We start from the raw sequence: 20112 nt of genomic DNA on the forward strand, positions 1-20112 counted from the left end.
CGACTGCGTACGGGCCGAGTGCGGGGCTACGGCGCGACCGAGGCGTAGTCGGCGAAGCCGCTGGGATCGTGGCGGCCGAAGCTGCCGTGCTCGAAGATGCCGTGGCCGACCCGGCCGTCGAGGGTGAAGCGGGCCGAGTGGTCGGTGACGCCGAAGGCGGCCATGGGGTGGGCGCCCGGGTCGGAGAGGTCGTAGACGCGCCGGTCGGTCCAACCTCGGCCCTGCCAGGTGCCGTGCTGCCAGTCGGCGGCGGGCGGGTAGCCGGCGCCGACGGCGAGCGGGGAGGAGCTCAGGATCTCCACGCCGAGTTCGAGGGGTTTGCGCGCCGGATCGGTGAGGTGGACGACGGCGCTCTCGGGGTGGCGGCTGCCGGGGCGGTAGCGGATGTCGGTGTGCGGCCAGCCTAGTTGGACGTCACCGCGACCGCCGGCCTCGGGGAACACCTGGACGGCTTCGCTGAGGGTGCGGTGGCCGTCCGCGTCCTCCTGGGTGATGACCATGAGGAAGCGGTCTTCGAAGCGGACGGGCATCCAGAGCCAGTGGAAGCCTTCGGGACGGTATTCGTCGGCGGCGCGCCCGCCGTCTTCGCCGGGGATGGGGCGCACGCCCCAACTGCGGTCGCGCGTACCGGTCCAGGTTCCGGGGGCGAGGATGAACCGCTCACCCTTGGCGCGGATGGTGCCGGTGACGTTGCCCGCCTGGACGAAGCGGCGGCCTTCCAGCATGAGGCGGTCGCCGCGCCGTTGGATGTGGTGCGGTTCCCAGACGGCGGGGAACTCGGCGGTCCAGGTGATGTCGTAGGAGAGCCCCTGGGGGTCGGCGGGGTCGGCGTCGCACTGGAGGGTGATGCGTTTGAGGGGTGCGTCGACGGTGATCCGCAGGGGGCCGACGGAGAGGTTCATGCGGTCGTCGGTGAGGGCGTCGGAAGCGCGGACGGCGAGGAGTTCGTCGCCCAGGCGCAGGGTGGCGTAGGCGTCGATGACGCCGGCGTTGGGGTAGACGCCGAGGCCGAGGATGAGAACGGCCCGGCCGGCGTGGTCGAAGACGTGGAAGATGCAGCGGTCGTAGGAGTTGCGGTCGCCGCTGACGAGGTGCTTCATCGACAGCGGTGCCTGGTGGATGGGGTACTCGTCCAGGGGTATGGGCCGGTCGGCGGACATGACGAACCTCCTGCGTACGGTGGGCTCCGCGCGAGCGGATATGACGGTACGTCAGAAGCTGCTGCGCGTACCAGGGTTGTGGCACACCATGACACCCGGGCACACCCGGCCACCCCCCTTGTCACAGCTCCTCCCCGGGCCCGGCCGCGGCCTCGCGCGCCGTAGTGTGGGCGGATGACGACGACCGCATCACAGGAGGCGTTCCTGAGGGCTTTCCACGCCGAGCACCCGGCGGTCACCACGGAGGCGTTCGGCCGCGGCCGTGCTCCGGACGGCCGGTCCAGCTATGAGATCTTGTGCGATCGGGTGGCCGGAAGCAGGCGGGTGCTGGATCTGGGCTGCGGAGACGGCCTCCTGCTGGAACTCCTGGCCCGAGGGAACGGGAGAGACCTCGCGGGGGTGGACCTGTCCCCGCACTCCGTCGCGCTGGCACGACGTCGACCGGCACTGGCCGGAGCGAGGCTGGAAGAGGGTCGGGCCCAGGAGCTTCCCTTCTCCGACGACAGCTTCGACGCCTGCGTCTCCCACCTGGCGCTGATGCTGATGAGCGATATCGAGCACGTCGCGACCGAGGTTGCCCGCGTCCTGATCCCCGGCGGGGTACTGGCCTGCGTGGTGGGAGGTGGGGCCGTCGGCGGCGAGGCGTACGACCGGTTCCTCGGGCTGTTGCGGCGGACGATCGAGGCGCTGCCCGCCGCGCGGCGCATCCCGGCGTTGGGCGACCGCAGGGCGCGCGGTCGTGACGGGCTCGACGCCGTTCTCGGGCCGGCGGGCTTCACCGCTGTGGACTGGGAGACCGTACCCATCGATCTGAGCGGTCCGGTGGATCGGGTGTGGGCCACGGTCTCGGGTCTTTACGACCTCGGCCCGCTCGACGGCGCGAGTGTGGAGCGGTTGCGTGCGGCCTTCTTCGCCGAGGTCCGGGAGCTGACCACGCCGGAGGGGATCGTCCCCTGCGGGTTCAGCATCCACGTGGCGACAGCGGAACTGGGGTCCTAGAGAGACGGCCCGAGAGCCCGGGGCCCGGGGTGACGGGCGTCCCACCTCACGACCGCCACCGCCGTCGGCCGCCGCGGCAACCGCCGGCGACGCGGGCGGGGCGCACGCCGTGCGGGTGCGGGTCGGCCGCACAGGGGCCGCCCCCGGGCGGGGTGTGGGCGAGGACAGAGGCGGCCTGCCGGTCCTGGGCCGTTGGGAGGAGGCGGGTTCCGGGAGCGGACGCGATCCCGGCCGAGCTGGTCGTGCGGGCCCGCGGGGTCCGAGGCGCCGGGCACAACCGCGCGTCGGCGGTGCGAGCGCCCGAGAGCCGGGCCGGGTGGCCGGGCCTGCCGGCCCGCCGACGCCAGGAGCCCGACCTCCCGCGCCGGGCACCGCACGGTGCCGAACGGCAGCGCACCGGGCGGTGCCGGGGCAGCGGCCAGTGCGCCGGCATCGTCACCCCGGCCGTGCCCCGGGGGGGCCGGGGCGGGAGGGAGTCAGCGGGATTCCGGGCCGGCCAGGTGGCGGGCGATGACCATGCGCTGGATCTGGTTGGTGCCCTCGACGATCTGGAGGACCTTGGCCTCGCGCATCAGCCGCTCCACCGGGAAGTCCGCGGTGTAGCCGTAACCGCCGAGCACCTGGACCGCGTCGGTGGTCACGGCCATCGCCGCGTCGGTGCAGAACAGCTTGGCCATCGCCGCCTGCCGGGAGAACGGCTTGCCGGCGTCGCGCAGCCGCGCCGCCGCCAGGTACAGGGCCCGACCCGCCTCGATCTTCGTCGCCATGTCGGCGAGCATGAAGCGCAGCCCCTGGAAGTCCGCGATCGGGTGCCCGAACTGCTTGCGGTCCAGGGCGTAGCCGAGGGCCTCGTCGAGGGCCGCCTGGGCCACGCCGATCGCGCAGGCGGCGATGCCGAGGCGGCCCGCGTCGAGGGCGGCGAGGGCGATCGTGAAGCCCTGGCCCTCCTCGCCGATGCGCCGGGCGTCGGACACCCGTACGCCGTCGAAGTGCAGCTGCGCGGTGGGCGAGCCCTTGAGGCCCATCTTCTTCTCGGGGACCGCCGCCGTCAGGCCGGGGGCGTCCCCGGGGACCAAGAAGGCGGTGATGCCCTTGGGGCCCTCGCCGCCGGTACGGGCGAGCACGGTGTAGAAGTCGGCGATCCCGCCGTGGGTGATCCACGCCTTGGTGCCGTTGATCACCCAGTCGCCGCCGTCGCGCACCGCCTTGGTGCCGAGGGAGGCCGCGTCCGAGCCCGCGGCCGGCTCGGAAAGGCAGTACGCGCCCAGCAGGCCGCCGCCCAGCATCGCGGGCAGGTGGGCCTTTCGCTGCTCCTCCGTGCCGTACCCGGCCAGGCCGTGACAGGCCAGGGAGTGCACGCTGATGCCGAGCCCGACGGTCAGCCGGGCCGCCGCGAGCTCTTCCAGAACCTGGAGGTAGACCTCGTACGGCTGCTCGCCACCACCGAATTCGCCGTCGTACGGGAGGCCGAGCAGGCCGGAGTCGGACAGCAGGGTGAAGACCTCGCGCGGGAAGCGGCCGGCGTCCTCCTCCTCGGCGGCCCGGGGGCGGATCTCCCGCTGCGCGATCTCGCGTACGAGCGCGAGCAGATCGCGGGACTCTTCGGTGGGCAGCTGTCGTTCCACCGGCTGCGGGGCGCGGTCGTTCATGGCGGCGCTCTCCTCCCTCATCGGGCACGGCGACGGCGCGTGAGGTGTGGGACGCGCCGCCGGGTCTCGGTGCTCTCACAGCCGATACTGCCCTCCCGGATCACGGAAGGGCCTGTTCAGCGGCTGCGGCGGCTTGAGTATGCCCGATCAGGGGCTTCCCGTCACCGGTCGTTCATCGTCAAGATCCCCAACGATGCCCGAGTCCTCCTCGACTACGGGTGGAGTCGGGCATTCATGAATGAATCACCTGATCAGTGTCAAAAGTGACCCATGGTTGCCACACGCGGCAGCGCCGTCGCCCCCTCCGGCGGGACGGTGCGGTGGGCCCGCTCGGGACGGTGCCTGTTCGGTGCGGACGTGACCTTGTACCTGACCCCGGTTCAGCGGATGCGTCGAGGGACTGCCGTGCGTCACGTTCAGCCCCGAGGAGTTGCCTGCTCCCCCGGTCATCCGCCGTTCGTCTTCATGACGCGGGTCAGCGCCGAGCAGGCGTTGGTGACGTCGGACGTGATCGTCACGGACGGGCTTCGGCTGGAGGCGTCGTGAGCGCGCGTGGGCCGACGCGGGGCGGGGCGGTCAGAGCCAGCCGACCTGGGTGACGAACATGGCGACCACGACCACCAGGGTCCAGCCCAGTACGTGTTCCAGCCAGGCGTTGTCCTCCTTGGGTCCACCCGTGCCGACGAGACGGCGGGCGCGGGCGGTGAGGGCCTGTACGGAGAGGGCGGGGAGGGCGGCGGTGCGTGCGGTCATGCCGTCCAATGTGGCAGCCTTCGCGGCTTTCGCGGTAGAGACGAGCATCACGCGTGGCGCGCGTCACGCACGCGGCAGCGGCACGCGGCGCACAACACGTCACGCCCGCCGCGCTGAGCGGCGGGCGTGACGTGTCCGGCAGTCAAGGGATGGGATGGGTACGGGCTCGTACGGGCTCTCCGGTCGCCGTCGCGCGGTCAGGCGTGGCGCATCCGGCCGGCGCTGCGGCGTCCCGGGCCCGCCATGGCGGCCATCGCCAGGGCCAGCAGGGTTCCGACGGCGCCCGCGATGACGTTGCTGACCACCGAGCGGGTCGTGTCGACGTTGCCCGCGATGACCCACGGGGCGACGATCGTCCAGATGGCGATGCCGACGGCGGTCCACGCCATGGCGTGGGTGCGTTCGTACGCGGTCCCCAGTCCGCCCATGCACAGGCAGTACGCCAAGCCTGCGATGAGGTTGTTGACCGCCAGCGCGCTCAGCACGCTGAATCCGGCGATCCACGGCGAGGCCGCGATGTAGAGACCCGTGATGAGGGCCAGTGCCTCCACCGCCTGCGCGCGTGGTGTGCTGGTGACCTGCTCGAACCGCGTGCGCATCTCCGCGAGGTCGGGGTGGTGTTCGATGCTTGAGTGCGTGGTCATGTCGGACTGCCTCCTGTTGAAGCTGCTCCTACACCCCCTCTGCCCTCTTATGTCCCACTTACAACCCATTCGACGGTAAGAATTCGTCAGATCACTCCGACCGCGCGGAGGGCCGTGAGCTGCGCGACGCCGGGACGGGCCGGCACGTAGAGGTAGCAGACCCCGCCCGTGGCCTGGACCTCCTTGCCAGCGGCGTTGTGGCGCCGGGTGCGGAGCCAGACGTTCTCCCATTCGGCACGGCGGTAGACCCGGCGCACCGCGGCGTCGTCCGCCGAGTTGGGGTCGTTGGCGATCACGTCGCCGGCCCCCGTGAAGCCGATGACGGTCATGAGGTGGCCGGACGTGCCGTACCCGGCCCCGGTGAGCTCCTGGGGGAGGAAGGACTGCGAGGTGATGACCGGGATTCCCGCGCGGATCAGGGTTTCCAGGTCCGTGAGGGAGGCCAGCCGGGTGACCACGGCGGCCATGTCCCGGTACGTGGCGGCGTACGCGGCGTTGAAGGGCCAGTTGCCGCAGCCCTTGTAGGCGGCGTCATAGGTGGAGCGGGCGGCGTGGCAGACCTGCGGGTCGGAGTAGGAGGGGTTCACCCAGGCCAGGTCCCGGGCCGTGGGCTTGCGCCCCCAGGACTCGATGACCATCTGGGAGGACGTGGGGCTGCACCACGCCTCGCCGCCGTTGTCGTACTCGGGGTACCGGCCGATGTGGATCTCCTGCGAGTAGCGCGGGACCTTGAGCTCGTGGGCCGTGCCGGAAGGCTTGGACGGAGGCACGGTGAACCGGTCCGGGACGCCCGAGGCCATGGCGCCGGCGAGCCACACGATGGGTCCGCCGGTGGTGCCGGGCTTGCGGTGGAGGGTCAGGCGCAATTGCCAGTCGCGCAGGCGCAGGCCGCTCGCCTTCGCGGGCGGGTCGACGGCCAGGGTGTCGGTCCAGACGGTGGTGCGGCCGTCGCTCTGGCCGTCGACCGAGGTGCGGCGGATGTCGCTCTCCCCGGAGGCCCAGCGGCCCATCACGTACCAGGGAGTGGTCGTGCCGTCGCCATAGGTGCCGCGCAGCTCCGTCTGGATCCAGGTGCCGGCGGGGGTGCGCGCGTTCCAGGAGGCGATGGCCTCGGTGGCGGGGACGGCGGAGCGGTGTACGGGAGAGGTCCAGGTGGCGTAGTCCCAGGCGGCCTTCTTGCCGGTGTGCGGGTCGGTGTACTCCGTCCGGCCCGCCGGGGCCGCGATCTCCAGGCCGGGCCGGGCGCCGTCGACGGCCTTGGTGCCGTGGTGGGCGCCGGCCTGCCAGTGGGCGTACGCGTACCAGAACCGGTTGTCGATCGTCGGGGCGGTGGCGCCGGCCACGGAATCGGCGTCGGGCCCGGTCCCGACGTCGCTACCGGCATCCGCGCCGGCGTCCCTGCCGGGCCGGGCCGCGGCCGAGGCCTGCCCGCCCGGGACGGTGGCCGCGGCGGCGACCGCGAGGGCCGCGGCGAGCAGGGCCCTGCGCGGGGTGGGTGCGGTCATGGTGGAGGCCCCCCTGGGGTCGGTCGGTGCGGTGGATCGACTGGTCCACCCTTCCAGTTCCCGCGCGACGGGCGGCGGAAGCCGGGCGGCCGTGTCGGGGAACCGGGGGCACCGGATCCGGCCGCCGGGCCCACCGGTCATAGGCTGGCCGGGTGGAACAGCCCGAGCACTCACCCCTCTCCCCCGGCCGGCCGCTGGGCCCGCTCGCGCGGGAGCTCACCGCCCTGCCGCCGTCCCTCGGGCCGGTCCGGCTGATCGGCGTCGACGGGCACGCCGGCTCCGGCAAGAGCACCTTCGCGGAGCGGCTCGCCGGGGCGCTGGGCGGGGCTCCCGTACTGCATCTGGACGACGTGGCCACGCACGAGGAGCTGTTCGACTGGTACGGGCGGCTGCGCGCGCAGGTCCTGGAGCCGCTCGCGGCCGGCCGGCCCGCGCACTGGGCGCCGTACGACTGGGTGCTGCACCGGTTCGGCCCCGAGCGGGTGCTGGAGCCGGCCCCGGTGGTGATCGTCGAGGGTGTCGGGGCGGGGCGGCGCGCGCTGCGCCCGTGGCTGGCGCGGCTGCTGTGGATGGAGACGCCGCGCGAGCGGTCCTGGGGGCGCGGGCGGAAACGGGACGGGCGTGAACTTTCCGATTTCTGGGACGAATGGGAGCGCGCCGAGCTCGCGCACTTCTCGGACGACCCTTCGCGCCCCTTCGCCGACACCCTGGTACGCCAGAGCGGTACGGGATACGAGTGGACTTCCGGGGCTGCTGCGACCTCGGGAACCCCGACTTCCGTCACCGAACGTCACCGGCTCCCCCGGGCCTGAGCACCGCCCCCGCCGGCCCTCCACGGGGCCGTCCCGAGCCGCTTGACCGCGCCCCCGCGACGGCCTTACGTTCTGAATGCGCGGTCCGCGAGGATCGCGGCAGACGCGGAGCCCCCGATTGTTCCCCCGTGATCGGGGGCTTCGTTCTGTCCCGACGCGGGCCGAAGGCGACCGGCCGGGGTCGCGCACCCTCCCCGTCCTTCACCGAGAGTCACCGCCGCGACCGGGAGGGGTCTCCCACCCGCGACCGCCGCACCCTGGGTAAGGAGCGTCACCGCGGGTACGATGCAGCCCTGATTTCATCGGCATGGTGGACAACTCACGGGATCGTCGCGCGGGTTGCCGCGCACCACGGGGGCAGGCTTGTGGGGGATGTGATGGACTTCGGCATGCCGGGCAGCACCCACGCCCCGGCCGAACTCGCCTGGCTGCGCGGCGTCGACGCCTGCACCATGGGCGCCTACCCGCAGGCGGAGGAGGAGTTCCGCACGGCGGTGCGGCTCGATCCGGCGATGGCCGACGCCTGGCTGGGCCTGCACGCGCTCCGGGTGGACACCACCGACGCGTTGTTGCGCATGTACGCGCACCGGGACCGCTTCGGCGAGCAGCGCGCCCGGCACCGGCGGACGTTGAACTCCTGGTACTGGCTGGGCTGGTGGGTGCAGCCGGTGCTCGAGAGCCGCCGGGACCTGCTGCTGGCCCACGCCTCGCACTGGCTGGACGGTCGTCACGTGCCCGAGTTGGACCAGGCGCTGGCCGCGCTGCCCCCGGTCGACACCGATCCGCAGGTCCGCTTCCTGCACGCCTGCCGGGCCTACCTGGTAAAGGACTGGGACCAGCTGGTGCGACACACGGAACCGTTGGTGGACGATCCGCAACTGGGCATCGAGGCCCGGCTGTTCGGCGGGATGGCCCGGGTCCGGCTGGAAATGTACGGGCAGGCGGAACCGATGTTGGCGGCGGCGCTGATGCGATGTCGCAGCGAGCAGCCACAGCGCAAGGAGCTGCGGTACTGGCTGGCGCGGGCCCATGAGGGGACGGGCCGCAGCGCCGCAGCGCTGCCCCTGTACCGGGCGGTGCACCGGGTGGACCCCGCGTTCATGGACACCGCGGCCCGGCTGACGGCGATCGCCGACAGCAGCGACCCCGACGACATGGCCGGCTACGCGGGCTACGGGCACTCCGCCGAGGGTTTCGCCGGGTACGGGCCGGCCCCGGCGGGCGGGGACCTCGCCGTGGCCCTCGGCGGCGGGGGCGGCGGCCCCGCGCAGGACACCGCCGCGGACGGCCAGGCGGAGCCGGACCCGCTACTCTGCGACCCCCCGGAGGCCCGCTTCGGGCCGCCGGACGCCGGCCGGGCCGACGCGGGGCGGACGGACGCGGGCCGGGCCGACGGCATGCGCCACAAGGCGGCCTTACCGGCGCAGGGCGGGCCCGCCGGTCTGCCCGCCGGGCCCGCCGACCCCCGTGCGCTGGAGCGGGCGCTCGCCGAGCTGGAGCGGATGGTGGGACTGGAGCCCGTCAAACGCCAGGTGAAGGCCCTCTCGGCGCAACTGCACATGTCCCGGCTGCGCGCGAACCAGGGGCTCCCGGTACAGCCGCCCAAGCGGCATTTCGTCTTCTCGGGGCCCTCCGGCACGGGCAAGACCACGGTGGCCCGGATCCTGGGTCGGGTCTTCTACGCGCTCGGCCTGTTGGGCGGCGACCACCTGGTGGAGGCACAACGGGCCGACCTGGTGGGCGAGTTCCTGGGGCAGACAGCCGTGAAGGCGAACGAGCTGATCGACTCGGCGATCGGCGGGGTGCTGTTCGTGGACGAGGCGTACAGCCTCTCCAACTCCGGGTACAGCAAGGGCGACGCGTACGGCGACGAGGCGTTACAGGTGCTGCTCAAGCGCGCGGAGGACAACCGCGACCACCTCGTGGTCATCCTCGCGGGCTATCCGGCGGGGATGGACCGGCTACTGAGCACCAACCCGGGACTGTCCTCTCGCTTCACGACCCGGGTGGACTTCCCGAGCTACCGGCCCCCCGAACTCACGTCGATCGGCGAGGTGTTGGCGGAAGCGAACGGTGACCGCTGGGACGAGGAGGCGCTGGAGGAGCTGCGCAGCATCAGCGGGCACGTGGTCGAGCAGGGCTGGATCGACGAGCTGGGCAACGGCCGCTTCCTGCGCACCCTGTACGAGAAGAGCTGCGCCTACCGGGACCTGCGGCTGGCCGGTTTCGCCGGCGACCCGTCCCGGGACGACCTGTCGACGCTGCGGCTGGCGGACCTGATGCAGGCCTACGGCGAGGTCCTCTCGGGCCGGGGCCCCCAAGAACGCCCGGAGCCACCGCCCTTGTAGCTTGCCTCCCCCGCAGGGAACCACCTGTGATGCGCCTCGAGACGCCGGCGGGACGGCGGATAACCTGCCCCCATGCGTGCGGATGAGGGGGCCGGGGACATCGGCGCGGACCCTGACGATCGGGACTGGGGCGCCACGCGCTCCTGGGTGGAGAAGGCACTGGCGGAGGGGGAACACATCGACGAGGTGGTGCTGCTGCGCGGCGGTTGGACCTCGCGGATGCGCCGCCTGGACGTCCGCGGCCCCGAAAGCCGGCGCTCGCTCGTCCTGCGGTCCTTCGTCAAACCCTTCTACGTCCGGCACGCGGAGGGTCTGCTGACGCGCGAGGCGACCGTCCTGCGCCTGCTCGCCGACACCGACGTCCCCGCGGCCACCGTCGCGGCCGTCGACGCGACGGCGCGGCACTGCGACCACCCCTCCCTGCTGATGTCCCTCCTGCCGGGGGACGTCCGCCTGGACGACGCGGACGCCGAGCGCCGCGCCGAACTCCTGGCCCGGCAACTCGTGCGCATCCACCGGCTGCCGGTGCCCGGGCCACGACGGCCCCGCACCTACCAAGCCTGGACCTCCCCCGAACGGGTGAGCCCGCCCGCGGCGACCGTGCGGCCCCGGCTCTGGCGGTGCGCCGTCGACGTCATCCGCCGCGATCCCCCGGCCTACCGAGGTCGCTTCCTGCACCGCGACTTCCACCCGGGGAACGTCCTCTTCACCGGCAGCGGCGACGACCTTCGGATCAGTGGGGTGGTCGACTGGGTGGAGACCTCCTGGGGCCCGGCCGACCTGGACGTGGCCCACTGCTCGACGGCCCTGGCCCTGCTGCACGGGGGGCCCGCCGGCATCGCCTTCGCCGACCGCTACGCGGCCGCGGGAGGGACGTTGGCCGATGACGGCGCCGACCACCTCTACTGGCGGCTGCTGGACGCCCTGGCGTTCGCCCCGGACGCGGAGAAGGTGGCCGTCCCCTGGCGCGACCTGGGCCGCGTCGACCTGACGGCCGGGGTCCTGACCCGCCGGCTGGAGGACTACCTCGAAGCCCTTTTCGACCGCTACGCCTGACCGCCCGGCCCCGGAACCGGCGGTACGGGTTCGGGGACCGGGCGGGTCTGCCGGCCGGGGTCACCACGCCCCGGTCAGCCGGCCATGGCGTCTTCCGGGGCGGGGGCGCGGCGGGCCGGCGGGGGCGTGCGGTGGGCGGGGTCGCGTACCTCGCCGACCAGCATCTCCAGGACGTCCTCCATGGCGACCAGGCCCAGCACCCGGCCGCCAGGGTCGGCGACCTGCGCCAGGTGGGTGGCGTCGCGGCGCATCACCGTCAGGGCGTCGTCCAGCGGGAGGGTGGAGGACAGCGTCGTCATCCGGCGCCAGACCCGCTGGGGTACGGCCCGTTCCCGCTCCTCCAGGTCCAGGACGTCCTTGACGTGCAGGTAGCCCATGAAGGCGCCGTTGCCGGAGCGGACGGGGAAGCGCGAGTAACCGGTGCGCACCGTCAGCTGTTCGATCTGCCGTGGTGTCACGTCGGGGCCGACGGTGACGAGCCGGTCCCGGGCGAGGAGGACGTCGGTGACGGGGCGGGTGCCCAGTTCCAGGGCGTCCTCCAGCCGCTCCTGTTCGACCGGCTCCAGCAGCCCGGCCTGCCGGGAGTCCTTGAGGAGCCGGCCGAGCTGGGCGCTGGTGTAGACGGCTTCGACCTCGTCCTTGGGCTCCACCTTGAAGAGCCGCAGGACGAAGGTGGCGCAGGCGCCGAGCGCGGTGGTGACCGGTCCGCACAGGCGCGCGAAGGCGACCAGGCCGGGGCTGAACCACAGGGCCGTCTTCTCGGGTGCGGCCATGGCGAGGTTCTTGGGGACCATCTCGCCGATGACCAGGTGGAGGAAGACCACGGCGGCGAGCGCGACCGCGTAGCCGAGCGGGTGGATCAGGCCCTCGGGGACGTGGACGGCGTGGAAGACGGGCTCCAGCAGCCGGGCCATCGTGGGTTCGGCGACCGCGCCGAGGGTGAGCGAGCACAGGGTGATGCCGAACTGCGCGGCGGCCATCATCCGGGGCAGGTTCTCCAGGCCGTGCAGCACCTGGCGGGCCCGCTTGGAGCCGGCCGCCAGGGGTTCGATCTGGCTGCGGCGTACGGAGACGAGTGCGAACTCGGCGCCGACGAAGAAGCCGTTGGCCAGGACGAGCAGCAGGGCGAAGAGCAGTCGGAGCGCGTTCACCGGCCCACCGCCTCCAGTTCGGCGGGAGCCGTGAGCGGGGCGGTGCGCACCAGCCGGACACGTTCGGCCCGGTAGCGGCGCACCTGGCGGACGGACAGCTTCCAGCCGGGCAGTTCGGCGCGGTCCCCGGGGGCCGGAATCCGGCCGAGCAGGTCGGCGACGAGACCGGCGACGGTCTCGTACGGGCCTTCGGGTACCTCCATGCCTATCCGGCGCAGGGTGTGCACCCGGCAGCTGCCGTCGGCCTCCCAGGAGGGGCGGCCGTCCTCGGCGGCCACGGCGGCCAGCTCGGGGCCGTCGTCCTCCGCGAGGTCGTGTTCGTCGCGGACCTCGCCGACGAGTTCCTCCACGATGTCCTCCAGGGTGACGACTCCGGCGGTGCCGCCGTACTCGTCGACGACGACGGCCATCGGCTGTTCGCTGCGCAGTCGCTCCAGCAGCGGCTGTACCGGCAACGAGCCGGGCACCAGCAGCGGGGCGACGCAGATGCGCGTCACGGTGGTGCGGGCGCGCTCCGCCTCGGGTACGGCGAGGGCGTCCTTGAGGTGGACGACGCCGGCGATCTCGTCGATGCGCTCGCGGTAGACGGGGAACCGGGACAGGCCGGTGGCCCGGGTCAGGTTGAGCACGTCGGCCGCGGTGGCGGTGTGCTGGAGGGCGCTGACCTTCACCCGGGGCGTCATGACGTGCTGGGCGGTGAGTCCGCCCAGGGACAGGGTCCGCACGAAGAGGTCGGCGGTGTCCTGCTCCAGGGCGCCGGCCTGGGCCGAATGGCGGACGAGGGAGAGGAGCTCGCCGGGGGTGCGGGCGGACGCCATCTCCTCGGCCGGCTCCACGCCGAGCGCCCGTACGAGACGGTTCGCCACGGCGTTGAGGGCGGCGATGACCGGCCGGAAGGCACGGGAGAAGGTCTGCTGCGGTCCGGCGACGAACCGGGCCACCTGGAGCGGCCGGGAGACCGCCCAGTTCTTCGGGACGAGCTCGCCGACGACCATTTGCAGGGCGGAGGCGAGCAGCATGCCGATGACGACGGCGGCGCCGGAGACGGCGCCCGCGGGCAGGCCGGTGGCGCCGAGCGGGCCTGACAGCAGGGCCGCGAGGGCCGGTTCGGCGAGCATGCCGACGACCAGCGAGGTGATGGTGATGCCGAGCTGGGTCCCGGAGAGCTGGAACGACAGCTCGCGCAGGGCGGCGACGACCGTGCGGGCACGGCGGTCCCCGTCGGCGGCGGCGCGTTCGGCCTCGGGCCGTTCCACGGTGACGAGGCCGAACTCGGCCGCCACGAAGAAGCCGTTGGCGAGGATCAGGGCGAACGCCGCCACGAGAAGGAGTAGCGGGGTGGTCATGCCGCCGCCTCCGGGGGGAGGGCGGCGCGGGTACTACCGGACGATCCGTCCATTGCTGGAGGGAGTCACTCCTCAAGTCGCAGGTGCCCACGGGCCACAGGGTCCCGGGGCCGGTGGGAGGGCGCACGATCGCGCCCCGCCACCAGGGTAGTCATTGGGATCGCCGCCGCAATGGGACGCAGCGGGGAACGCGGGCTCAGTGCTCCTTCGCACCGCTCCCGCGGGCCTCGGCGAGGGCGCGCAGGGCCCGCGCGTCGCCGATGGCCCGGGCCTTGGCGACGCCGGGCTGGATGCCCAGGACGGGGAGGCTGGTGCCGTCGCTCAGGTCGAGGAAGACCCAGGGATCGCCCGGACGGAGGTTCACCCGGACGATCTGCGCCCATGCCAGGCGGCGGGTCCGGGTGAGGTTGACGACGGTGACGCCCGCCTCGTCCGCGACCACCTTGGGGCGGCTGAGCAGGACGAGGACGGAGCTGAGCAGGACCGCGGTGCAGACGAAGCTGATCCGTTCGCCGGGGTGCAGGTCCAGGAGCAGGGCGATGGCCGTGATGGTGACGAAGATCGCCAGGCCGGCGCCCAGCAGGACGGCCCGGGTGCGGGTCGGCCGGAAGGTGACCGGCAGGGCGGGCGGTGCGGGCTGGGCGGCGGCGTCGGCCATGGTGTGTGCGCTCGGTTCTGCGAGGTTCCGGAGGGTCGGGGTCAGAGACGGCAGGCGTGGATCGAGGTGGTGAGGATCGCGCGCGCGCCGAGCTCGTACAGGTCGTCCATGATCCGCTGGGCTTCCTTGGCGGGAACCATGGCGCGGACCGCGACCCAGCCCTCGTTGTGCAGCGGGGAGACGGTCGGCGACTCCAGGCCGGGGGTGAGGGCGACCGCGCGCTCCAGGTGCTCGGCGCGGCAGTCGTAATCCATCATCACGTAGCTGCGGGCCACCAGGACGCCCTGGAGGCGGCGCAGGAACTGCTGGGCCTGCGGGTCGTCCTGGTCGGTGCCGTTGCCGCGGATGACGACGGCCTCGGAGGTGAGGATCGGCTCGCCGATGACTTCCAGGCCGGCGTTGCGCAGGCTGGTGCCGGTTTCCACGACGTCCGCGATGATCTGGGCGACGCCGAGCTGGATGGCGGTCTCGACCGCGCCGTCGAGGTGGACGACGGAGGCGTCGATGCCCTTCTCGGCGAGGTGCTTGGCGACGATTCCCTCGTACGAGGTCGCGATCGTCATGCCGGTGAAGTCTTCGGGGCCCTTCGCGGTGCCGGGCAGCGTGGCGTAGCGGAAGGTGGACCGGCCGAAGTTGAGCGGCAGGATCTCCTCGGCGCTGGCGCCGGAGTCGAGCAGCAGGTCCCGGCCGGTGATGCCGATGTCGAGCTTGCCGGAGGACACGTAGATCGCGATGTCCTTGGGGCGGAGGTAGAAGAACTCGACCCCGTTCTCGGGATCGACGACCACGAGCTCCTTGGACTCCTTGCGCATCCGGTAGCCGGCCTCATGGAGCATCGCCGACGCCGGTCCGGAGAGTGAACCCTTGTTGGGGACGGCGATGCGCAGCATGGGGCTTCCTTGGGTGCGTAGGTGCGAGAACGGGTGCGGGCGGGGGACCCGCGGGATGTGCTCCGGCCGGGGTCTACAGGTGCGCGTAGACGTCGTCGAGGGAGATCCCGCGCGCGACCATCATCACCTGGACGTGGTACAGCAGCTGCGAGATCTCCTCGGCGGTGGCTTCCTTGCCCTCGTACTCGGCGGCCATCCAGACCTCGGCGGCCTCCTCGACGACCTTCTTGCCGATGGCATGGACGCCCTTGCCGACCAGCTCGGCGGTGCGGGAGGAGCCGGGGTCGCCGTTGGCGGCCTTGAGCTGGAGCTCGGTGAAGAGCTCTTCGAAGCTCTTGGTGGGTTTGTTCGCCATGATGGTCCTCAGAATAAGGGGTCCCCCGCCGCCGCTCAGCGCCAGGGTTCGCTGACGGTCCGCAGGGTCATGGCGGTGGAGACGGCGGCGGTGACCGCTTCGTGCCCCTTGTCCTCGTTCGACCCCTCAAGGCCGGCGCGGTCCAGCGCCTGCTCGTCGTTGTCGCAGGTCAGGACGCCGAAGCCGACGGGGACTCCGGTGTCGATCGACACCTGTACCAGGCCCTGGGTGACGCCCTGGCAGACGTAGTCGAAGTGCGGGGTGCCGCCACGGATGACCACACCGAGGGCGACGATGGCATCGTAGCCGCGACCGGCCAGTACCTTCGCCACGACCGGCAGCTCGAAGCTGCCGGGGACGCGCAGCAGGGTGGGCTCGTCGATGCCCAGCTCGTGCAGGGCCCGCAGGGCGCCGTCGACCAGGCCGTCCATGACCTTCTCGTGCCACTGGGCCGCGATCACGGCGACCCGCAGGTCGCCACAGTTCTTCACACTCAGTTCGGGTGCGCCCTTGCCGCTCACAGCTCTGCTCCTCGTGGTTCGTGTAGTGGGTCGGTACGGGGTGGGATGGTGACGGGGTTACTGGTTGCCGCAGGCCGAGGTGGTCACGGGCCCCTCCAGCCAGGGCAGGTCGTGACCCATCCGGTCGCGCTTGGTGCGCAGGTAGCGCAGGTTGTGCTCGCCCGCCTCGATCGGCATCGACTCCCGGCCGGCGACGGCGATGCCGTGGCCGACGAGGGCGTCCGCCTTGGCTGGGTTGTTGGTGAGCAGCCGTACGCTGCGGACGCCGAGGTCGGCGAGGATCTGGGCGCCGGCCCCGTAGTCGCGGGCGTCGGCGGGCAGGCCCAGCTCCAGGTTGGCGTCCAGGGTGTCGCGGCCGCGCTCCTGGAGTTCGTACGCGCGCAGCTTGGACAGCAGTCCGATGCCGCGGCCCTCGTGGCCGCGCAGGTAGACGACCACGCCGCGGCCCTCGGCCTGAATGCGGGCCATGGAGGCGTGCAACTGGGGGCCGCAGTCGCAGCGCTGGGACTGGAAGATGTCGCCGGTCAGGCACTCGGAGTGCATGCGGACCAGGATGTCGTCGCCGTCGCCGACCTCGCCGTGGACGAGGGCGACGTGTTCGACGCCGTCGACGGTGGAGCGGTAGCCGTACGCGGTGAACCCGCCGAAGGCGGTCGGGAGGTTGACCTCGGCCTCTCGGCGCACGGTCGGCTCGGCGGAGCGGCGGTAGGCGATCAGATCCTTTATGGAGATGATCGTCAGGCCGTGCTTGCGGGCGAAGGGGATCAGCTCGGGCAGCCGCAGCATGACGCCGTCCTCGCCGGCGATCTCCACGATGGCGCCGGCCGGGCGAAGCCCCGCGAGGCGGGCGAGGTCGACGGCGGCCTCGGTGTGGCCGTCGCGGACGAGGACGCCGCCGGGCTTGGCGCGCAGCGGGAAGATGTGGCCGGGGCGGACGAAGTCCGAGGGCTCGCAGGTCCCGGCGGCCAGCAGCCGCAGGGTGGTGGCGCGGTCGGCGGCGGAGATGCCGGTGGTGACGCCGTGGGCGGCGCTCGCGTCGACGGAGACGGTGAAGGCCGTCCTCATCGACTCGGTGTTGTGCTGGACCATCTGAGGGAGTTCGAGCCGGTCCAGCTCGGGGCCCTCCATGGGGGCGCAGATCAGGCCGCGGCACTCGCTCATCATGAACGCGATGATCTCGGGGGTGGCCATCTCGGCGGCGATGACGAGGTCCCCCTCGTTCTCGCGGTCCTCGTCGTCGACGACGACGACCGGGCGGCCTGCCGCGATGTCCCGCACGGCCTGCTCGACGGGGTCGAGGCGGAAGGTCTCCTCTGGGGCGTCTTCGGGCACGTCCGGCACGGGCTTGAGGGTGGTCATGCCGTTGCTCCTTCGAGGGCCGGGGCGGTGGTGGTGCGCGAGCGCTGGTACCAGTCGTACGCGCCCCACAGGACGAGCGCGAAGTAGACGACGTAGACGAGGCCGGAGAAGGCCAGGCCGTTGGTGAAGGCGAGCGGGACGCCGACGAGGTCGACGAGGAGCCAGGCGAACCAGAACTCGACCAGGCCGCGGGCCTGGGCGACCATCGCGACGATGGTGCCGACGAAGATGTACGCGTCGGCCCACGGGCTCCACGACAGGTTCGGGAACAGGGTGAAGAGGCCGCCCACGGCGAGGGTGCCGAGGGCCGCTCCGGCCAGGAGCAGACCGCGCTCGCGCCAACTCGCGGTGCGCACGGCGATGGAGCCGTCCTGGGCCTGCTGCCGGCCGCGCTGCCAGGCGCGCCAGCCCCATACGGCGACGCCGATGACGAGGAGCTGCTTGCCGACGCCGCCGGCGAGGTGGGCGGAGGCGTAGGCGGCGATCAGGATGAGGCCGGACAGGAGCTGGGCGGGCCAGGTCCATATGGAACGGCGCCAGCCGAGCGCGAGGGCGGCCAGGCCCATCAGGTTGCCGATCATGTCGGACCAGATGACCTTCTGGCCCACGATCTCGAACGCCTGGGCGTTGAGCCAGGTCAGGGCGGTCACTGGTGGTCTCCTTCGGTGCGCAGCGGGTTCACTCCGGCGGCCAGCAGCCGTTCCACGTACTTGGCGAGGACGTCGACCTCCAGGTTGACCGGGTCGCCGGGCTGCTTGAGGCCGAGCGTGGTCAGGGCGAGGGTGGTCGGGATGAGGCTGACCGTGAACCAGTCGGCGGCGGCCTCCACGACGGTGAGGCTGACCCCGTCGACGGTGACGGAGCCCTTCTCCACGACGTAGCGGGACAGGTGCGCCGGGAGGGCGACCTTGACGATCTCCCAGTGCTCGGAGGGGGTTCGGGAGAGGATCTCGCCGGTGCCGTCGACGTGTCCTTGGACCAGGTGGCCGCCGAGGCGTCCGCCGAGCGCCATCGGGCGCTCCAGGTTGACCCGCGAGCCCTTGACGAGGGCGCCGAGGCCCGAGCGGTTCAGGGTCTCCTGCATGACGTCGGCGGTGAACTCGCCGTCCGCGGTCTCCACGACGGTCAGACAGACACCGTTGACGGCGATGGAGTCGCCGTGCTTCGCGCCCTCGGTGACGAGGGGGCCGCGCAGGCGGAAGCGCGAGGCTTCGGCGAGCTGCTCGACGGCGGTGACCTCGCCCAGTTCTTCGACGATTCCGGTGAACACTCAGTGCTCCTTGGGGGCGGTGGTGGGGACGGCGGTGACAGGGACGGCGGTGATGCGCAGGTCGGTGCCGACGCGGACGGCCTCGGTGATGTCGAGGCGCACCGCGTCGGCGATGGTGGTGACGCCGGCGTCGGCGAGGGCCGCGGGGCCCGCGCCGAGCAGGGCCGGGGCGAGGTAGCCGACGACGCGGTCGACGGCCCCCGCTTCGAGGAAGGAGCCCGCCAGGGCGGGGCCGCCTTCGAGGAACACGGAGCGCACGCCGCGGGCGTGCAGCGCCGCGAGGAGTTCGGGGACGGCGACGCGACCGTCGTGCAGGGGCAGCCGGAGCAGGTCGACGCCGGGCAGGTGCCGGGTGTCGGCGTCCTCGGCGACCACGAGCAGCGTCGGGGCCGCGTCGTCGAGGACGCGGGCCCCCGGGAGCAGGGCGGCGTGTGTGTCGAGGGCCACGCGCAGGGGCTGGGTGGCCCCTTCGACGCCGCGTACGGCGAGGTGCGGGTCGTCGGCGCGCAGGGTGCCGCCGCCGACGAGGACGGCGTCGGCCTCGGCGCGCAGCCGGTGGACGTCGGCGCGGGACTCCGGGCAGGTGATCCAGCGGCTGCTGCCGTCGGCTGCGGCGCTGCGGCCGTCGAGGGTGGCGGCGTACTTCCAGGTGACGTGGGGGCGGCCCAGGCGTACGGAGGTCAGCCAGGCGGTGTTCCCCGCCTCGGCCTCGGCTTTCAGGAAGCCGCCCTCGGCCTCGATCCCTGCCGCGCGCAGGGTGGCGGCGCCACCACTGGCCTGCGGGTTCGGGTCGGGGACGGCGTAGACGACACGGGCCACGCCCGCCTCGATGAGGGCCTGCGCGCAGGGCCCGGTGCGGCCGGTGTGGTTGCAGGGTTCGAGGGTGACGTAGGCGGTGCCGCCGCGGGCGGCGGGGCCCGCGGCGCGCAGGGCGTGGACCTCGGCGTGCGGGCCGCCGGCCCGCTGGTGCCAGCCCTCGCCGACGACCGTACCGGCGGCGTCGGTGATGACGCAGCCGACGACGGGGTTGGGGCTGGTGGAGCCGAGTCCGCGGGCCGCGAGCGCGATCGCCCGGCGCATGGCGGCGGCACCCGTCTCGGGTGCGGTCTGCGCGGCGTCTGTCGCCACCGGGTCCTCCTGCCTCATCGGGCACGGACTCCGGGGCCTGTCAGGATACGACAGATGAAGCGGGAAGCACACGCGAGGACGCCGGGCCGGAAAAGCGGGTCCCTCCGGTGGTATCCCGTGGGATACGCCCGATGGACCGCCGACGGCGGCGTACCGGTGACTGGCCCGCCGCGCACTGCCTCCCATCCGGACTTTAACCGTCGGTCCAGGAATTTCACCTGGTCAACCGGCCGCCGGCTGCGGACGGGTCGCGGACTATAACCGCCGGTTCGGAATTACACCGACCCCGGAGTGCGCTGCTACTGGTACTAGGGCCAGTGTGCCACGGGCGTTCTGCGCCCATGCGGGTGAGGCGCTGTGGCCTGGATCACAAACCGGCCATTCTCAAGCGGGCCATCGAGCCGGCCGGAGTGCGCGACGGGGTGTGAGCCGGGAGGCGGCCCGGACGGGGTGCGCACTTTGGTCCAGACCTATTGACGGGGTGGTCTAGTCCTCTTAACGTTCCCTT

Annotated in this window: 19 protein-coding genes and 1 riboswitch; of the genes, 4 read left to right on the plus strand and 15 right to left on the minus strand. The window is 72.7% G+C overall.

Features of this window, described 5'->3' with window-relative positions:
• Nucleotides 1-26: 26 nt before the first annotated feature.
• Nucleotides 27-1160 (minus strand): hypothetical protein, encoded by a 1134-nt coding sequence (locus ABZ934_RS21715; protein WP_361315628.1) that lies wholly within the window; start codon nucleotides 1158-1160, stop codon nucleotides 27-29.
• A gap of 174 nt (nucleotides 1161-1334) precedes the next feature.
• On the opposite strand from ABZ934_RS21715, the gene ABZ934_RS21720 reads away from it, so the two are divergent.
• Nucleotides 1335-2159: a methyltransferase domain-containing protein gene (locus tag ABZ934_RS21720; protein WP_361315630.1), complete on the plus strand. Its 825-nt coding sequence runs from the start codon at nucleotides 1335-1337 to the stop codon at nucleotides 2157-2159.
• A 476-nt stretch (nucleotides 2160-2635) separates the two neighbouring features.
• Here the strand turns inward: ABZ934_RS21720 and ABZ934_RS21725 are convergent, their stop codons facing one another.
• The 4 genes from ABZ934_RS21725 to ABZ934_RS21740 all read right to left on the minus strand — a co-directional run bounded on the left by ABZ934_RS21725 (nucleotide 2636) and on the right by ABZ934_RS21740 (nucleotide 6710).
• Nucleotides 2636-3808, minus strand: a complete 1173-nt coding sequence (locus tag ABZ934_RS21725; RefSeq protein ID WP_361315633.1) for an acyl-CoA dehydrogenase family protein — start codon at nucleotides 3806-3808, stop codon at nucleotides 2636-2638.
• A 576-nt stretch (nucleotides 3809-4384) separates the two neighbouring features.
• A complete protein-coding gene (locus tag ABZ934_RS21730) occupies nucleotides 4385-4561 on the minus strand; it encodes an SCO1431 family membrane protein (RefSeq protein ID WP_361315635.1) in 177 nt (58 codons plus the stop codon).
• Nucleotides 4562-4758: 197 nt separating this feature from the next.
• A complete protein-coding gene (locus tag ABZ934_RS21735) occupies nucleotides 4759-5205 on the minus strand; it encodes an SPW repeat protein (RefSeq protein WP_361315638.1) in 447 nt (148 codons plus the stop codon).
• A gap of 86 nt (nucleotides 5206-5291) precedes the next feature.
• Entirely contained in the window at nucleotides 5292-6710 is a 1419-nt protein-coding gene (locus ABZ934_RS21740; RefSeq protein ID WP_361315641.1) for a peptidase C39 family protein, read from the minus strand.
• A 194-nt stretch (nucleotides 6711-6904) separates the two neighbouring features.
• Here ABZ934_RS21740 and ABZ934_RS21745 point away from each other — a divergent pair, with 194 nt between their 5' ends.
• The 3 genes from ABZ934_RS21745 (at nucleotide 6905) to ABZ934_RS21755 (ending at nucleotide 10926) form a co-directional block, all read left to right on the plus strand.
• Nucleotides 6905-7522 (plus strand): hypothetical protein, encoded by a 618-nt coding sequence (locus ABZ934_RS21745; protein WP_361315834.1) that lies wholly within the window; start codon nucleotides 6905-6907, stop codon nucleotides 7520-7522.
• A gap of 377 nt (nucleotides 7523-7899) precedes the next feature.
• Nucleotides 7900-9870, plus strand: a complete 1971-nt coding sequence (locus tag ABZ934_RS21750; RefSeq protein WP_361315643.1) for an AAA family ATPase — start codon at nucleotides 7900-7902, stop codon at nucleotides 9868-9870.
• Nucleotides 9871-9942: 72 nt separating this feature from the next.
• Nucleotides 9943-10926 (plus strand): aminoglycoside phosphotransferase family protein, encoded by a 984-nt coding sequence (locus ABZ934_RS21755; protein ID WP_361315646.1) that lies wholly within the window; start codon nucleotides 9943-9945, stop codon nucleotides 10924-10926.
• Nucleotides 10927-11000: 74 nt separating this feature from the next.
• On the opposite strand, the gene ABZ934_RS21760 is transcribed toward ABZ934_RS21755, so the two are convergent.
• The 10 genes from ABZ934_RS21760 to ribD all read right to left on the minus strand — a co-directional run bounded on the left by ABZ934_RS21760 (nucleotide 11001) and on the right by ribD (nucleotide 19556).
• Nucleotides 11001-12077: a hemolysin family protein gene (locus ABZ934_RS21760; RefSeq protein ID WP_361315649.1), complete on the minus strand. Its 1077-nt coding sequence runs from the start codon at nucleotides 12075-12077 to the stop codon at nucleotides 11001-11003.
• Nucleotides 12074-13423 carry a hemolysin family protein gene (locus ABZ934_RS21765; RefSeq protein ID WP_361315651.1) on the minus strand — a complete coding sequence of 450 codons (1350 nt, stop codon included), beginning with the start codon at nucleotides 13421-13423 and terminating at the stop codon, nucleotides 12074-12076. The genes ABZ934_RS21760 and ABZ934_RS21765 overlap by 4 nt, the downstream gene beginning before the upstream one ends.
• A gap of 196 nt (nucleotides 13424-13619) precedes the next feature.
• Nucleotides 13620-14081, minus strand: a complete 462-nt coding sequence (locus tag ABZ934_RS21770) for a PH domain-containing protein (RefSeq protein ID WP_361315654.1) — start codon at nucleotides 14079-14081, stop codon at nucleotides 13620-13622.
• A gap of 41 nt (nucleotides 14082-14122) precedes the next feature.
• Nucleotides 14123-14971 (minus strand): ATP phosphoribosyltransferase, encoded by an 849-nt coding sequence (gene hisG / locus ABZ934_RS21775; protein WP_361315657.1) that lies wholly within the window; start codon nucleotides 14969-14971, stop codon nucleotides 14123-14125.
• Between the two features lie 73 nt (nucleotides 14972-15044).
• Entirely contained in the window at nucleotides 15045-15326 is a 282-nt protein-coding gene (locus ABZ934_RS21780; protein WP_136210765.1) for a phosphoribosyl-ATP diphosphatase, read from the minus strand.
• A 35-nt stretch (nucleotides 15327-15361) separates the two neighbouring features.
• Nucleotides 15362-15847, minus strand: a complete 486-nt coding sequence (gene ribH, locus ABZ934_RS21785; RefSeq protein ID WP_007262951.1) for a 6,7-dimethyl-8-ribityllumazine synthase — start codon at nucleotides 15845-15847, stop codon at nucleotides 15362-15364.
• A gap of 57 nt (nucleotides 15848-15904) precedes the next feature.
• Complete coding sequence (locus tag ABZ934_RS21790; protein WP_361315659.1) at nucleotides 15905-17206, minus strand: bifunctional 3,4-dihydroxy-2-butanone-4-phosphate synthase/GTP cyclohydrolase II; 1302 nt, start codon at nucleotides 17204-17206, stop codon at nucleotides 15905-15907.
• Nucleotides 17203-17856, minus strand: a complete 654-nt coding sequence (locus ABZ934_RS21795) for a nicotinamide mononucleotide transporter family protein (RefSeq protein ID WP_361315662.1) — start codon at nucleotides 17854-17856, stop codon at nucleotides 17203-17205. The genes ABZ934_RS21790 and ABZ934_RS21795 overlap by 4 nt, the downstream gene beginning before the upstream one ends.
• Complete coding sequence (locus ABZ934_RS21800) at nucleotides 17853-18476, minus strand: riboflavin synthase (protein ID WP_361315664.1); 624 nt, start codon at nucleotides 18474-18476, stop codon at nucleotides 17853-17855. The genes ABZ934_RS21795 and ABZ934_RS21800 overlap by 4 nt, the downstream gene beginning before the upstream one ends.
• Nucleotides 18477-19556 carry a bifunctional diaminohydroxyphosphoribosylaminopyrimidine deaminase/5-amino-6-(5-phosphoribosylamino)uracil reductase RibD gene (gene ribD / locus ABZ934_RS21805; RefSeq protein ID WP_361315837.1) on the minus strand — a complete coding sequence of 360 codons (1080 nt, stop codon included), beginning with the start codon at nucleotides 19554-19556 and terminating at the stop codon, nucleotides 18477-18479.
• Nucleotides 19557-19772: 216 nt separating this feature from the next.
• Nucleotides 19773-19903: riboswitch (FMN riboswitch) on the minus strand.
• Nucleotides 19904-20112 lie beyond the last annotated feature (209 nt).

The sequence above is a fragment of the Streptomyces sp. NPDC046557 genome, assembly GCF_040645975.1.
In the GTDB taxonomy this organism is placed as follows: Bacteria; Actinomycetota; Actinomycetes; order Streptomycetales; family Streptomycetaceae; genus Streptomyces.

Coding starts and splice junctions, on each gene's coding strand:
- ABZ934_RS21740 (WP_361315641.1), bottom strand. CDS start 6,710: ATGACCGCACCCACCCCGCGCAGGGCCCTGCTCGCCGCGGCCCTCGCG.
- ABZ934_RS21765 (WP_361315651.1), bottom strand. CDS start 13,423: ATGACCACCCCGCTACTCCTTCTCGTGGCGGCGTTCGCCCTGATCCTC.
- ABZ934_RS21755 (WP_361315646.1), top strand. CDS start 9,943: ATGCGTGCGGATGAGGGGGCCGGGGACATCGGCGCGGACCCTGACGAT.
- ABZ934_RS21715 (WP_361315628.1), bottom strand. CDS start 1,160: ATGTCCGCCGACCGGCCCATACCCCTGGACGAGTACCCCATCCACCAG.
- ribD (WP_361315837.1), bottom strand. CDS start 19,556: ATGCGCCGGGCGATCGCGCTCGCGGCCCGCGGACTCGGCTCCACCAGC.
- hisG (WP_361315657.1), bottom strand. CDS start 14,971: ATGCTGCGCATCGCCGTCCCCAACAAGGGTTCACTCTCCGGACCGGCG.
- ABZ934_RS21770 (WP_361315654.1), bottom strand. CDS start 14,081: ATGGCCGACGCCGCCGCCCAGCCCGCACCGCCCGCCCTGCCGGTCACC.
- ABZ934_RS21720 (WP_361315630.1), top strand. CDS start 1,335: ATGACGACGACCGCATCACAGGAGGCGTTCCTGAGGGCTTTCCACGCC.
- ABZ934_RS21735 (WP_361315638.1), bottom strand. CDS start 5,205: ATGACCACGCACTCAAGCATCGAACACCACCCCGACCTCGCGGAGATG.
- ABZ934_RS21730 (WP_361315635.1), bottom strand. CDS start 4,561: ATGACCGCACGCACCGCCGCCCTCCCCGCCCTCTCCGTACAGGCCCTC.
- ABZ934_RS21780 (WP_136210765.1), bottom strand. CDS start 15,326: ATGGCGAACAAACCCACCAAGAGCTTCGAAGAGCTCTTCACCGAGCTC.
- ABZ934_RS21725 (WP_361315633.1), bottom strand. CDS start 3,808: ATGAACGACCGCGCCCCGCAGCCGGTGGAACGACAGCTGCCCACCGAA.
- ABZ934_RS21790 (WP_361315659.1), bottom strand. CDS start 17,206: ATGACCACCCTCAAGCCCGTGCCGGACGTGCCCGAAGACGCCCCAGAG.
- ABZ934_RS21750 (WP_361315643.1), top strand. CDS start 7,900: ATGGACTTCGGCATGCCGGGCAGCACCCACGCCCCGGCCGAACTCGCC.